The organism is Streptomyces sp. NPDC085460 (assembly GCF_044541975.1).
Classification (GTDB): Bacteria; Actinomycetota; Actinomycetes; order Streptomycetales; family Streptomycetaceae; genus Streptomyces.
In genome coordinates, this window is record NZ_JBITTO010000001.1 from 732,018 (window position 1) to 745,640 (window position 13,623).

The 13,623-nt window shown below is 68.1% G+C and carries 12 protein-coding genes; all 12 read right to left on the minus strand.

Features of this window, described 5'->3' with window-relative positions; genetic code table 11:
* Positions 1-6 precede the first annotated feature (6 nt).
* The gene (locus tag ACIGHB_RS03125) at positions 7-1,041 is read right to left on the minus strand and encodes a phosphotransferase family protein (RefSeq protein ID WP_399909059.1); all 1,035 of its coding nucleotides are present in this window, start codon (positions 1,039-1,041) and stop codon (positions 7-9) included.
* Positions 1,038-2,246 carry an acyl-CoA dehydrogenase family protein gene (locus ACIGHB_RS03130; RefSeq protein WP_399909061.1) on the minus strand — a complete coding sequence of 403 codons (1,209 nt, stop codon included), beginning with the start codon at positions 2,244-2,246 and terminating at the stop codon, positions 1,038-1,040. The genes ACIGHB_RS03125 and ACIGHB_RS03130 overlap by 4 nt, the downstream gene beginning before the upstream one ends.
* Positions 2,247-2,390: 144 nt before the next feature.
* A complete protein-coding gene (locus ACIGHB_RS03135) occupies positions 2,391-2,753 on the minus strand; it encodes a cupin domain-containing protein (RefSeq protein WP_399909063.1) in 363 nt (120 codons plus the stop codon).
* 56 nt (positions 2,754-2,809) lie between these two features.
* Positions 2,810-3,610: an SDR family NAD(P)-dependent oxidoreductase gene (locus ACIGHB_RS03140; protein ID WP_399909065.1), complete on the minus strand. Its 801-nt coding sequence runs from the start codon at positions 3,608-3,610 to the stop codon at positions 2,810-2,812.
* 31 nt (positions 3,611-3,641) lie between these two features.
* On the minus strand, positions 3,642-4,400 hold the full coding sequence (locus ACIGHB_RS03145) for an enoyl-CoA hydratase/isomerase family protein (protein ID WP_399909067.1): 759 nt from the start codon (positions 4,398-4,400) through the stop codon (positions 3,642-3,644).
* Positions 4,397-5,284 carry an amidohydrolase family protein gene (locus tag ACIGHB_RS03150; protein ID WP_399909069.1) on the minus strand — a complete coding sequence of 296 codons (888 nt, stop codon included), beginning with the start codon at positions 5,282-5,284 and terminating at the stop codon, positions 4,397-4,399. Before ACIGHB_RS03150 ends, ACIGHB_RS03145 begins: the two co-directional genes overlap by 4 nt.
* A gap of 12 nt (positions 5,285-5,296) precedes the next feature.
* Entirely contained in the window at positions 5,297-6,016 is a 720-nt protein-coding gene (locus ACIGHB_RS03155; protein WP_399909071.1) for an ABC transporter ATP-binding protein, read from the minus strand.
* Entirely contained in the window at positions 6,006-7,811 is a 1,806-nt protein-coding gene (locus tag ACIGHB_RS03160; RefSeq protein WP_399909073.1) for an ATP-binding cassette domain-containing protein, read from the minus strand. The genes ACIGHB_RS03155 and ACIGHB_RS03160 overlap by 11 nt, the downstream gene beginning before the upstream one ends.
* Complete coding sequence (locus ACIGHB_RS03165) at positions 7,804-8,658, minus strand: branched-chain amino acid ABC transporter permease (protein WP_399909075.1); 855 nt, start codon at positions 8,656-8,658, stop codon at positions 7,804-7,806. Before ACIGHB_RS03165 ends, ACIGHB_RS03160 begins: the two co-directional genes overlap by 8 nt.
* Before the next feature lie 17 nt (positions 8,659-8,675).
* Positions 8,676-9,854 (minus strand): ABC transporter substrate-binding protein, encoded by a 1,179-nt coding sequence (locus ACIGHB_RS03170; RefSeq protein ID WP_399909077.1) that lies wholly within the window; start codon positions 9,852-9,854, stop codon positions 8,676-8,678.
* 47 nt (positions 9,855-9,901) lie between these two features.
* Positions 9,902-11,449: a class I adenylate-forming enzyme family protein gene (locus ACIGHB_RS03175; protein ID WP_399909079.1), complete on the minus strand. Its 1,548-nt coding sequence runs from the start codon at positions 11,447-11,449 to the stop codon at positions 9,902-9,904.
* Positions 11,450-11,487: 38 nt separating this feature from the next.
* A complete protein-coding gene (locus ACIGHB_RS03180) occupies positions 11,488-13,497 on the minus strand; it encodes an FAD-dependent oxidoreductase (protein ID WP_399909081.1) in 2,010 nt (669 codons plus the stop codon).
* Positions 13,498-13,623 lie beyond the last annotated feature (126 nt).

Below are 13,623 nucleotides of genomic sequence, written 5' to 3' on the forward strand. Positions count from 1 at the left end.
GTCCACTCACGCGCCGTTCGCGAGTGCGCGCAACCCGGCGGCGGCCAGGGGGCCCGGGGCCTGGCCGACGGCGTCGAAGCCGTCGCCTCGGGTCAGGCCCTGGAGGTGGCGGGCGTGAATGCCCTCCGCGATGACCGCGATCTTGAAGTATCCGAGTCCCAGGTAGAAGTCCAGGCGGCCCAGGTCGCGCCCGCTCGCCTCCGCGTAACGGGCGGCGAGTTCGCGCCTCGTGGGCAGGCGCTCGCTGGTCGACGCTGCCGCGCCGCCCAGCACCGGGGCGAAAGCCGGATCGGTGTACACGAGATGCAGCCCCAGGTCGGCCAGGGGATCCCCGAGTGTCGCCATCTCCCAGTCCACGAGCGCCCGCACTTCCGACGGGTCGTGCGGGGCGAGGATGGCGTTGTCGATGCGGAAGTCGCCGTGCACGATCGACGCCCCGGCCTCGGGTGGGCAGGCGGCGGCGAGCCGTGCGTGCAAGGTGTCGATGTCGGGGAGGTCACGGGTTCGGACCCGGGTCCACTGGTCGTACCAGCGCTCGATCTGCCGGGAGAGATAGCCCTCGGGACGGCCGAACCCCGTGAGCCCCACGGCGCCGGGGTCGACGGCGTGCAGGCCGGCGAGGACGTCGACCAGGGCGTGGGCACAGGCGGTGATCTGCTGGTCCGTCAGCGTGTGAAGCTGCTCGGGGGTGCGGATGACCCTTCCCCCGACGTACTCGACCAGAGAGAACGGCGCACCCATGACGGATGCGTCGCCGCAGGCAACCGCACGGGGCACCGGAACGCCGCTGTCGGCGAGCGCGGAGATCACCTGGAACTCGCGCCCCATGTCGTGTGCGGAGGGGGTGAGGCCGCCCAGGGGCGGGCGGCGCAGGACCCAGACGGCGTGGCCGTCCGTGAGCCGGTAGGTGAGGTTGGAGCGACCTCCCTGGATCAAGGAGGCCGAGAGGGCGCCGCGAAAGCCGGGGACGTGGTCGTGGAAGAAGGAGTTCAGGGCGGCCAGGTCGAGGCCGTCCACAGTGCTCCGGGCTGCTGCGCTCAAGACGCACCGCCCTGGCTGCCGGTCCCGGTCTCGTACCGGCGTACGACCCGGCGGGCGATGGCCCAGCGGTGCGTCTCGGAGGGGCCGTCGTAGATGCGGAACGGCCGCACCTCCCGCAAGAAGCGTCCGAGCAGCGCGTCCCCGGACACCCCGAGGGAACCGCAGATCTGCAGCGATCGGTCGACCACACGCCAGATGGCCTCGGAGCTGAACGTTTTTGCGATGGAGGTCAACTGCGCGGCCGAGCCGCCCTGGTCGAGTTCCCAGCACGCCTGCAGGATCAGACCGCGCGTGGCAGCGATGTCGATCTCGTTGTCGGCGATCATCTGCTGGACCATGCCGAGATCGGCCAGCCGAGAACCGAAGAGCTCCCGCTCCGCGGCACGGGCCACCGCGATGTCCTGCGCGTGGCGGGCGATCCCCAGCCAGCGCATGCAGTGCGTCATCCGGGCCGGTCCCAGCCGGACCTGGGCATACCGGAAGCCCTCGTCCACCTCCCCCAGGACGGCGTCCGCAGGGACGAGACAGCCGTCGAAGAGCAGCTCGATGTGGCCGCCGAAGAGGCTCTCGTCGAGAGTCTCGATGTGCCGGACGGTCTTCATCCCCGGGTTGTCGGAGTCGACGAGGAACATGGTCGCACCGCCACGGTCGCCCGGTTCGCCAGAGGTCCTGGCCATGACTATCGCGAAGCCGGCACCATCGGCACCGGTGATGAACCACTTGCGGCCGTCGATGCGCCAGCCGCCGGGGACGCGTTCGGCTCGCGTCGTCAGCGCGTTCGGGTCGGATCCGGCGCCGGGGGCCGGCTCGGTCATCGCGAAGCACGACCGGATTTCCCCGGTGGCGAGCGGCCGCAAATAGCGCTCGCGCTGCTCGGCGGTCGCGACGGCCTCCAGCAGGTGCATATTGCCCTCGTCGGGGGCGGCGATGTTCAGCGCCAGCGGGCCGAGCAGCGAGTAGCCCGCTTCTTCGAACACCGCCGCCCTGCCACGCATGTCCAGACCGTGACCGCCGAGTTCGGCGGCGACGTGGGGCGCGAAGACCCCGGCCTCTTTCGCAGCGCGCTGCAGTTCCAGCCGTATCGACTCGGTGTGGACGACGCCCTTGTGTTGTTTCTCGAGGGGCAGCACAGTCTCGCGGATGAAGCGTGCGGTGCGCTGGGCGAGCTCCGCGACGCTGGGGTCGGGCGAAAAGTCGACAGTCATGAATACCTCAGTGGCTTACGAGTGTTGTGTCGTGTAAGGGGTGCTGGGAGACGGACCTGGGGCGGCACAGCCCGACGTTCGCCGTGCCGCCCCCGGGCGGTTGATGGCCTTCGGCCTCACCGGATCAGCATCCTGATGCGCCTATCAGAGGCCGTTCGGGTACTCGCGGTACCAGTCGGCCGGCGTGAGCGCGTAGAACGCGGACGTCCCGGCTACACCCTCGTAGACGACCTCGGCCCCCCTCGGAATGGTCACCACATCGCCGGGGCGAGCTTCGACCACCTCGTCGCCGAAGGTGAGCCTGAGGATGCCGGTGACAACGCAGAGGATCTCCTCGTACGGCAGCTTCCAGGGCGCGGTCGCTCCACCCTTGTCGAAGCGGGCGAACCCGCCGCCGAGCTGGGACAGGCCCTTGCGCTGAGTACGCATCTCGACGGTCATCGGACCGTTCTCGATGACGTACTTCTCGACGCGCGGCGCGAGCTGGGGCTTCAGTTCTTCACTCATCTCATTCTCCTTGCTGTGCGATCGGGTTGCTCACCGCTGCTCTGCGATTCGGTTGCTCACTGCGCGATCCAGCCGCCGTCGACGATCATCGACTGGCCGGTCATGAAGTCGGAGGCCCGGGACGCGAGGAACACGGCCGCGCCCACGAAGTCGGTGGTCTGTCCCCAGCGACCCAGCGGCGTCCGCTGGACGACCCAGCGGCTGGAGGCCTCGTCGTTGTACGCGCCGGCGGTCATGTCCGTGACCACGAAGCCGGGGCACAGGGCATTCACCTGGACGCCCTTGCGCGCCCACTCCAGGGCGAGGGCCTTCGTCAGGCCTACGAGGGCGTGCTTGGACATGATGTACGCGGTGTTGTCGCGGATGCCGACGCTGCCGAGGATCGAGGCGATGTTGATCACCTTTCCGTAGCCGCCGGAGTTCTGGAGGTGCGGCCCCGCGGCCTGGCAGAGCAGGAACACCGACCGGCTGTTGAGGTCGGTGATCCGCTGCCAGGTCTCGCGGGAGGTGTCCTCGATCGGGGAGTCGTGGTCGTCAGCGGCGTTGTTGACGAGGACGTCGATCCCGCCGAGGTCCTCCGCGACTGAATCGACGGTCGCGGTGATGGACGCGGGGTCGGACAGATCCGTGGGATAGACGAAGGCGTTGCCGCCGGCGGCCTCGATGAGAGCCTTCGTCTTCTTCAGTCCGTCCTCGCTCCGCGCGACGCACGCGACCGTGGCACCGAACGAGGCGAATCCGACGGCCAGTTGTTGTCCGAGGCCCTTGGACGCTCCGGTCACAAGGATCCGTCGACCCGTGAGGTCGAATATTGCGGGGCCGATCTCGTCAGGCTGCAGGGCGTTGCTGACAGGCATTGATCTCGCTCCTTCTCGTGGGGGGGGGTGGTCAGGTGCGTGCGAAGGACTGCGCGCCGGATTCGGCATCGGCGCCCAGCTCCGCCTCGATCGCGGCCCCGATCTCCAGGTCGATCGTGGCCTCGAAGCTCGCCTGCAAGCCCCGGTTGACCAGGTTCTTGGCGGCGCCGACCGCCCAGGCGGACTGTTCGCCGAGCACCTGGACCGCACTGTTCACAGCGATCTCCAGGCCGGCTTCGGGAACTGCTTCCGTGGCCAGACCCCATGACGCGGCCTCCGCACCGCTCAGGGGCCGCCCCATCAACAGGAGAGACTTGGCGCGTACCGGTCCGACGGTCTTGGGCAGCAGGTTGGTGAAACCGTTGGTGACGACGCGCCCGACCGACGCCTCGGTGAACTGGAAGACACACTCCTCGGCGGCGATCACGATGTCACCGCTGAGCGCGATCTCGGCCCCGCCGCCGATCGCGTAGCCGTGCACCTGCGTGACGATCGGCACCCTGCACTCACGCATCGCGTGTGCCACGCGCTGCATGCGCTGGGCCACGGCTCGGGCGCTGACGGTGTTGAGGGGTCCCTGAGCGGCGGCGTGCTTGAGGTCGTGTCCACTGCAGAAGGCACGTCCGGCGCCGCGGATGATGACGGCGACGGTATCCTGCTCGACCGTCCGAAGCTGGTCGACGAGCCCGTCGAGCATGTCGTCGCTGAGCGCGTTGAGCCGCTCCGGCCGGTTCAGGGTGAGGGCCAGCACTCCCTCGGCGCTCTCCGCTATCAGGTCACGTGCGGTCATGAGGTGGCTCCTGTCTTGAGGTGATCGACGAGGCGGGTGCCCCAGATCGAGTCGATGAGGCGGGCGGCGTTTGTGCGCGTGTACTTGTCGTACGACTCTTCGCCCAGCTGGAGGTGGTCGAGTTCGGCGATCAGCCGTTCGTGCCGGATCATGGGCCAGTCGCTGGCCAGGAGGACCTGGTCGGAGATCATGGTGTTCATCCAGTGGGCGACTGGCTCCCAGCCGCCCTTCGGTCCGACCATCCGCTTCGGGGCCACGGCCCCGAAGTCGGCGTAGACGTTGCGGTGTTTCCACAGCACGGCCAACGTCTCCGTGACCCACGGCCAGCCGCCGTGGTTCGCGACGATCACGAGTCCCGGGTAGGCGCACGCGATCTCGCACAGCGCCGCCGGATGCCCGAACGAAATCGGCCCAGTCTCACTGAAGTTGATGCCACTGTGCACCGTGACGGGGTGCCCGTTCTCCTGGCAGTACTTCAGCAGTGGTGCCGCTACGGGATCGTGCGCGGCCACCTTGAGGAAACCGGGCTGGAAGTTCCAGCCGCGGAGCCCCAGATCGTCATGGGCGTGCTTCAGGATCTCGAGCGCGTTGGGAAGTCGGGGGTCGGTGGTCGCGATGCCGGCCACCAGACGATCGGGGTGTGCCGTGACGGCACGGTGGACCTGCTCGTTGACGGCGACGGGGTCGCCTTCTTCCCACTCCGCCTGCATGACGCCGATGACGTCGTGCTTCTCCATTTCGTCGATCAGGTGGGGCAGGGACCGACCGCCCGTGAACTCGTTTCCGTAGACACGGGTATAGCCCTCGCTGTCCGTGCCCTCGAGGTCGACGCTCGTCGCGTCGTCTGCGGGTCGGATTCGAAAGTCAACATAGCGCGCGTTCATTACGGGCTCATTTCATCTCGCGTCAGTGTCGAAATAGGTGTTGAGGATTTCCCTTGGATCCAGTTCCTGCGCCGCACCGGCAAACCCGACACGGCCGTTGACGAGGACGTAGGCCCGTTCCGCGAGGGCCAGTGCGACGGCCGCGTCCTGTTCGACCAGAACGACGGTGAGGCCGCCGGCGGCAATGCGGGCGATCATGTCCGCGACGATGCCCGCGATCCGCGGCGAGAGGCCGAGGGTCGGCTCGTCGAGCAGAAGCAGGTCGGGCTCACGCATCAAGGCGCGGCCGATCGCGACCATTTGCTGTTCGCCTCCGCTGAGGGTTCCGGCCGCTTGTCGGCGCCGTTCCGCGACCCTCGGAAACATGTCGAATATCTCGGCCAACTTGTCCTTGTTCGGCCGAGGATCACGCAGGCCATAGGCACCGAGGAGCAAGTTCTCCTCGACAGTCATCTGCCCGAAGAGCTTCCGGCCCTCCGGGCTCATCGCCACCCCGGGCCGGATGATGCCCGTCCGACCCTTCACCTCGGTTCCGGCCGAGTCGACGACGCGCCCAGCGGTCGGCTTGAGAACGCCCGCGATGACGTTGAGTGCGGTCGTCTTCCCTGCGCCGTTCGCGCCGAGGACGGCCGTTGTCGCCCCGGCCACGACATCGAGGTCGATGCCATCGAGGGCGGGACCCTGTCCATAGGAGACCGTGATGCCACGCAGACTGATCGCGTTACTCGCCATGACCGGAAGCTGCCTTTCCCTGTCCGACGTACGCCTCGACCACGGCTGGGTTCGCCGCCACCTCGGCCGGGTCGCCCAAGGCGATGACGCGCCCGAAGTCGAGCGCCAGGAATCGGTCGCAGATCTCGAGCATCACGTTGATCCGGTGCTCGATCAGAATGACCGTGATGGGGAACCGGGCCCGGACGGCTTCCAACGCCGAGAGCATGTCCGCGACTTCGGTATCGGACAGACCGGCCAGGGGTTCGTCGAGGCACAGGACATTCGGGTTGGTTGCCAGAGCGATGGCAACACCGAGGCGTCGACGTGCTCCGTACGGAAGTGATCCGGCCGGCGTGTTGTCCCACTGGCCGAGGCCGACGAGATGAGTGAGTGCACGGGCCTGTGCGAGGTCCGCCGTCGACGCCGCGATCGGCTGGAACGCGGTCGACAGCGCCGACCTCCTCTCGCTCCTGATTCCGACGACGACGTTCTCGACCACCGAGAGCGAGTCGAATGCGGCAGCGCCCTGGAAGGTGCGGGTCAGCCCTGCGGCGACGCGCTTGTGCGGCGGGATCCCGGAGAGAGAGCGCCCGGAGAGGACGACCTCTCCCGAGGTCGGTGTCCGGAAGCCGCTGAGCACGTTGAACAAGGTGGTCTTTCCGGCGCCGTTCGGCCCGATGATGCCGAGGATCTCGCCCGCCACCACGGTGAATTCCACGTCCGTGAGCGCCTTGACTCCACCGAAGTCCTGGCTGACACCGGTGACCGTGAGGACTGGACCGTTCGTCGCCGGCAGTGAGGTGAGCGGGGGCAGATCGGCGGATGCCGGCAGTTCGTCGCTCACGTTGTTTCGCCGGGCTGCGGATCCGGCGCCGAACCGCTCGATGACGGAGGTAACGACACCCCGCGGCAACACCATGAGGATGCCCAGCGTCACCGCGGCCACGACGATGCCGACGTAGGCATCGGACCAGCGGACGGCGACGGGAAGCGCGCCCAGGATCAGCGTTCCCACCACGGCGCCGGACACGTAACGGCGTCCGCCGAGGATGACGTAGGTGAGCACGTAGATCGAGAGCCACATGCTGAAGGTGGCTGGGGCGATGAACGCCATGTATGAGGCGAACAGCCCGCCTGCGACACCCGCGACGAACGCTCCGAGCACGAACGCCGAGAGCTTGCGCCGGAACGTGGCGACACCGGCCGCCGCCGCGAGGTCCGCCGCATCGCCGATGGCCCGCAGCTCCAACCCCCAACGGGATCGGTCGAGAGCGGTGAACACCACGACGACCAGGAGGCCGAACGCGAGGCAGACGAAGTAGAAGTCGTCGACGGTGCTCACACCGTCCGGCTGAGGGATGCCGACGATCCCGCTGAATCCGCCCGTCAGTCCCTTGAAGTACTGGAGCAGCGAGGTGACGACGATGAGGAAGCCGAAGGTCATCAGGAAGAAGTAGGAGCCGGTGGTCCTCAGGCTCGGAATCCCGATGATCAACGAAGCGAGAGCGGCCACGAGTCCGGCTGCCGGCAGGGCCTGCCAGACGTTCCAGCCGTACTCGGTGGCGAGGGTGGCGACGGTGTACGCGCCGAGCGCATAAAAGCTTCCGTGGCAGAAAGAGGCCTCGCCCGCCACGAGCAGCGGACGGAGGGTCACGGCGAGCACGATCGACAGCGACGTGATCACGCCGACGTGGAGGTAGTAGCCGGACTGCGTGAGCCCGAAGAGCACCGCGGCGACGCCGAACACCGCCATGACCGCCGTCGAGGGCCGCGCCCACACGGATCCGGGAAGGGAGGAATGGAGGTTACTCATGGCCGAACAACCCCTTGGGCCGGAGCGTCAGGACGACGAGGACGAGCGCGAAGCTCATCCAGACGGAGGCCTGCGGAGTCCAGTAGGTGGAGACGCCGCTCTGGACGATGCCGATGACCAGCGAGGCGATCAGCGCACCGCCGACGCTGCCCATGCCGCCGAGGATGATGGCGACGAACCCGAGCAGCAGGGGCGCCTCCCCCATGCTGGGAAGAAGGACCTGTTCAGGTGCGACGAGGGCGCCTGCCGATCCCGCGAGTGCACCGCCCAGACCGAAGGTGAGCGTGCTGAGGCGGCTGGGCCCGATGCCTTGGAGCCGCGCGGCGGACGGGTCCTGCTGCACAGCGCGCATCGCACGTCCGAACGGGGTTCGGTAGACGAGGAAACCGAGCGCGAGGACGAGGACGACGGCCGCACCGATGATGAAGAGTCGCTGGCCCTGCATCGTCAGACCGGCGAAGGTGACGGTCACGTCGTCCAACGGTCCGCGGACTCCGCGGGATGCTCCTCCGAAGACCAGGAAGGCGAGGTTCTGGAGAAGAAGCGTCAGGGCTATCGCCGCGATCGCTCCCTCGAGACTCATGCCGTGGAATCGTCTGAACACCAGCAGGTCGAGTCCGATGGCCACCGCCGCGATGACGAGTGCGGCAAGAACGATGGCGACGAGGTAGGGAACGGACAGCCTTACCGTGAACAGATAGGTCGCGTAGGCGCCGAGCATGAACAGCACCCCGTGGGCGAAGTTCACGACGCGAAGAATTCCGAAGACCAGCGTCAGACCGACGGCGACAAGCGCGAGCGCCGCGCCGGCCGAGACGCCGTTGAAGAGAACCTGTGCCACTTCCATACCTCGTCCGCCTTATCTCAGGAGCCCGAAGCGACCAGTTCGGCCCTGCCGGACCTGACCTCGGAGACGGCGTACGGCAGCTCCATGATCCGATCGATGCCGTACCTGTCGGCACCGCCGTAGGAGACTTCGCCGAGGATGCCGTCGACCTTCTGTGCCGGCAGGGCGTCCGCGACCTTGGCGGGGTCCAGGGTCTGGGCGTCGTTGACGGCTGCGGCGAGCAGCAGCAGGTTGTCGTACGCGACGGCCGTCCACCCGTCGACCTGCCCCGTCTTCTTCCGCACCGAGGCAGCCCACGCCTTGCCTTCGGGCGTCAGGGCGACCTGGGCCTCCAGCGCCGGCGCGGACAGGGAACCCTCGAGGTCGCGTGCGCTGACTGTCTTGAGCAGAGTGCCGAGAATGAGCGTGTCGGAGAAGGCGAAGATGCCCTTGTACCCCAACTGGCGTGCCTGCTTGATCGCGACTGCCTGCTGACTCGGCGGCAGCGGGCCGAAGTCGATGATGCCGGCGGTCTTGGCGACCTTCGACATCACGGGGGCGAAGTCGGTGACATCACGGGCGACGAGCTCGGTGTGCGCCTCGAAGCCCAGGTCTTCACCGATCTTGACGGCATCAGGGCCCAGGCCCTGGCCCAGGTCGTCGTCCGGGTACACAAGGACGAGGTTGCCTGCGGACCCACCCTCGGACCGGTGGTGCTCGAGGATGGCCTTCAGGCTCTCGCGCGTGTCGTAGAGAGGGCGGAACGTCTTCGGCTGGTCCTTGCCGATGAAGCCGTCGCCGGCCGCCGTGGCGAAGATGAGCGCGTTCTCCTTGTTCACCAGGGGCTGGACGGCGGGCACGATGCCGCCTCCCATGACCTCCAGATAGCGCACGCCGTCGAGGTCGAGTGCCTGACGGCTGACGGTGACGGCCTTCGTCGGGTCGTACGCCGAGTCGTACTCCTTGATCTTGAACGTGACCGGCTTGCCGTCGATCTTGGCGATCCCGTTCTTGTTCACGTACTCGACCGCCGTCTGGAGAGAGGCCCGCTCGGCCACGCCGAAGGAAGCGGCCGATCCCGAGAATGAACTGACGAGACCGATCGTGAGCACATGGCTGCCATCACTGCCGCCTCCGCCTCCACAGGCGGTCAGCGCCAGCGCCGTGACCAGAGCGACGGCTGCCGCCTTCCATCTCTTCTTCGCGGTGTTCCGCATCGTTGGTATTCCCTTCTTCTCGTACCGGCTGCGGCCTGGGCCAGGCCCTAGGAGTTGATCTGCTTGCGCAATTCGAACTTCTGGATTTTTCCGGTGGGTGTGACGGGAAACTCGGTGACAAAGTGCACGTGGTCGGGCACCAGGAACTTCGGCGCGCGCTCGGCCACGTGCGCCCTGATCTCGTCCGCTGTGACCCGGTGTCCGGGAGCGGTCTGGACGAATGCCGCGATCTCCTGCTCGGAGAAGTCGGAGGCGACACCGACCACGGCACACTCCAGAACCGCCGGGTGGGAACGGATTTCGCGCTCCACCTCGAAGGACGAGATGTTCTCGCCACGCTTGCGCAGCGCGTCCTTGGTCCTGTCGACGAAATGGAGGTTCCCCCGGGCGTCCTGCCTGACGATGTCCCCGGTGTGCAGCCAGCCGTCCCGCAGAGCGGTCTGGGTGGCTTCCGCGTTGCCGTGGTAGCGACGCAGGACCAGGCCGTCCTCGTCGGTGGCGAGGAGCATTTCGCCGGGCGCGCCCGGCCGGACGTCGTACCCCTGGTCGTCGACGAGCCGGATGCGGTACCCGGGGCGCAGCCTGCCAAGGCCGGTCCGCAGGCTCGCGTCCCAGGACGAAGCGATGGGGACGTTCGCCTCGGTCGACCCGAAACAGGTGGTGACGCGGACGTCGAAGCGCGAACGGAACTCGTCGACGCCCTCGATCAGCGGCACCATCAGAACACGGTCGAGCGGGTTCTCCGCGTCGTCGGGCTGTACCGGCTGGTTGAGCACGAACTGGGCCATGGCCCCCAGCAGGAACGTCGCGGTGACGCCGTGCGCCCGGACGTCGCTCCAGAAGGAGCCGATGCTGAAGCGTTTGACCAGGACGGTGCACGCGCCCCGCTGCAAGGCGCTGTAGACGACCCCCCATCGTCCGGCGATGTGGAAGAGCGGCAGCGGAGCGTAGTAGACGTCCCCGGGAGCGAGATCCAGCAGGTCGGCCACCGCGGAGGCGTACTCGTAGGCGTGACGTTCGGCGATGACCGCGCCCTTGGACAGCCCTGTCGTCCCGGACGTGTACATCACTGCCGTATCGGCCAGTTCATCCCGGCGGACCACTTCACCACGGCCGACGGTGTCCGGCAGCGGGCGCACCGTGGCACCGGCCTCGGCCTCCCGCGCGTCGACCACCAGGATCGCTGCCAGCGCCTCGCTGCCGGCCGCGGCGAGCCGGTCCGTGTATGGCGACTCGGTGATGACCGTACGGGCGCCGGAGTCGCGCACGATGTGGGCGAGTGTCTCGCCGATGTAGGCCGTGTTCACGGGGACTTCCACAAAGCCGCCCAGTGCGAGCGCGAGCCAGGTGATGACCGACTGCTCGGAGTTGCCGAGCATCACCAGGACCGGTTCGCCTGCGGGGAGTCCCTGCTCCTGCAGCACACCCAGGCGGCCGAGCGCGGCGTTCCTGAGTTCCGAGAAGGTGAGGGTCGTGCCGTCGAAGACGAGTGCTGGCTCCTCCGGCCAGGCCGCCACCGCGTGGTCGAGGGCGGCGTGGATCGTCCTGTGTGTTGCGCTTTCCAAAGGGGGTGCCTCACTTACCTGTTCCGGCAAGGACCGGATGGACCGCGCTCTGCCCGCGAACGGCGGGGCTAAAGCTCGATTGCGAGATCGAATGCCGCATGCACAGCTCCCTCGATGCGATGCGGGTGGAGAACGTCGCCGACGGCACGGACGTCGAGCGACGCGGGCAGGTCCTCGAAGAGTTCGGCGCGTGGTTCGGTCCAGGTGTGCACGACGTGGTCCGCGGCGATCGAGATGTCCTGGCGCGCCTGCTCGACCGGCCGGCCCTGCGCGTCCACGTCGCGGTACGTCATCGTGGCGAGGCCCCCGACTCCACAGTGGAGGACACCCTCCGCGACGTCGTACGCGCGGACCCGCGTCGAGCAACGGATCGTGACGCCGGCTGCTGCCAGCCTCGTCAGGAAGTCGTGGCGGACCTCTGGTTCGACCAGCTCCCCGGGCCCAGGGCGCGTGGTCAACAACTGGACGTCGCACCCCCGGGCCGCGGCCGCAAGCGCAGCCGACATACCCGAGGTCCGATCGGACTCGTCGACCACGACGACCCTGCCGGAGAGCTTCGGCCGGCCCGCGACCACGTCCGCCGCGGCGAGGAGTCGCCGGTCGTCCCGTGGTGCCCACTGCGGCAACGTCTCGGACGCACCCGTGGCCAAGACCACGACGTCCGGCTTCAGGGCAACGACGTCCGAGGCCTCGGCGGTCCTGCGCAACCGCACGTCGACGCCGAGCCGACGCACCTCGTTGCCCAGCCAGTCCACCGCGTCGACCAGACCGTCACGTCCGTCCGTCTTGGCGGCGACACGTACGACCCCGCCCAGCTCCGGACGCTCGTCGAACAGGGTCACCCGATGCCCCCGCAAGGCGCTGACGCGTGCGGTCTCGAGCCCGGCCGGGCCACCGCCGACCACGACTACACTGCGGCTCATCGGCGCCGGAGTGGTTTCTAGGTCGCGCACCAGGCGCTCGCGCCCCGTCACCGGGTTGTAGACGCACTTCACGTTGCGGTGTCGCTCCAGCTCGCCCAGACACATCTGTATGCATCCGATGCACGGACGGATCTCGTCGGTCCGTCCCTCCCTCACCTTGTTGACCAGGTGGGGATCGGCGATGTGCGCCCGCGTCATCCCGACGAAGTCCGCGTCGCCGTCCTCGATGGCCTGAGCCGCCATCGACGGATCGGTGATCCGGCCGACCGCGCACACCGGCACGTCCACCCGCTCCCGCACCTTCCGCGCGTAGTGCAGGTAACAGCCGCGCGGGGCGGCCATGGTGGGAACCACGGAGCCGTCGAAGTTCGCCGAGACGTTGATCGCGTCGACCAGTCCCGTCTCGGTGATGCGCTGGTCGATCTCCAGCCAGGCTTCCTGGCTGAGCGAACCGGGCACCTCGTCGGCCCCGTTGACACGAACCACGAGGATCGCGTCGCCGATCGCCTCGCGCACCGTTTCCAGGATCTCCCGGCAGAACCGGAACCTGCGCTCGTCGTCACCGCCGTACTCGTCCTCCCGCAGGTTTGTCAGCGGGGAGAGGAACTCGTTGATCAGCAGGCCGTGCCCGGCCGAGATCTCGACGCCGTCCATGCCTCCGCGGACGGACCGCCGCGCGGCCGCCGCGAACGCCTCGACGATCGTGTGCACTTCGGCACGGCTCATGGCGTGCGGCATGCTCCCCCACGAGTGATGGGAGACTTGCGAGGGCGCCCAGGCCGGCCCGGTGGCGCCATCCGTGCGGGCTCCCATGTGCCCAAGCTGCGTCAGGATGAGGCCGCCGTGCTCGTGGACGGCAGCGCTGAGCCGCTCGTAGCGCGGCACGACCCGGTCGTCGAAGTTGTGGTAGATCCCGTAGGGCGTGGGCGAGCTGGGATGAACGGCGGCCAGGCCCATGGTGATCATGGCCGCCCCGCCCCGGGCGCGCTCGACGTGATAGGCGACGTCATCGTCGTTCGGCAGGGACGCGGCGTCGATGTTGTGCGTCGCGTGCGCGGTCACCACGACCCGGTTCCGCAACGTTCGCTTGCCGAGGGTCAGGGGTTGCAGCAGCGCGGCGAGGCTGCCCCCATCGCGGGTTTCGCGGATGCTCACTTGATCTCCATGGTTGAGGGGACCTGTCGCCGGACAGGCGAAGGTGCGCGCTGCGCACGGTGGTGCGTCTCGCACGTCGCGCCACACCTCGCCGGCCTCGGAACCCTCGGAACGGTGAAGTAACGC

Excerpts from the sequence above, each read along its gene's own strand:
- ACIGHB_RS03130 (WP_399909061.1), bottom strand. The coding sequence starts at position 2,246 with ATGACTGTCGACTTTTCGCCCGACCCCAGCGTCGCGGAGCTCGCCCAG.
- ACIGHB_RS03135 (WP_399909063.1), bottom strand. The coding sequence starts at position 2,753 with ATGAGTGAAGAACTGAAGCCCCAGCTCGCGCCGCGCGTCGAGAAGTAC.
- ACIGHB_RS03140 (WP_399909065.1), bottom strand. The coding sequence starts at position 3,610 with ATGCCTGTCAGCAACGCCCTGCAGCCTGACGAGATCGGCCCCGCAATA.
- ACIGHB_RS03145 (WP_399909067.1), bottom strand. The coding sequence starts at position 4,400 with ATGACCGCACGTGACCTGATAGCGGAGAGCGCCGAGGGAGTGCTGGCC.
- ACIGHB_RS03150 (WP_399909069.1), bottom strand. The coding sequence starts at position 5,284 with ATGAACGCGCGCTATGTTGACTTTCGAATCCGACCCGCAGACGACGCG.
- ACIGHB_RS03155 (WP_399909071.1), bottom strand. The coding sequence starts at position 6,016 with ATGGCGAGTAACGCGATCAGTCTGCGTGGCATCACGGTCTCCTATGGA.
- ACIGHB_RS03160 (WP_399909073.1), bottom strand. The coding sequence starts at position 7,811 with ATGAGTAACCTCCATTCCTCCCTTCCCGGATCCGTGTGGGCGCGGCCC.
- ACIGHB_RS03165 (WP_399909075.1), bottom strand. The coding sequence starts at position 8,658 with ATGGAAGTGGCACAGGTTCTCTTCAACGGCGTCTCGGCCGGCGCGGCG.
- ACIGHB_RS03170 (WP_399909077.1), bottom strand. The coding sequence starts at position 9,854 with ATGCGGAACACCGCGAAGAAGAGATGGAAGGCGGCAGCCGTCGCTCTG.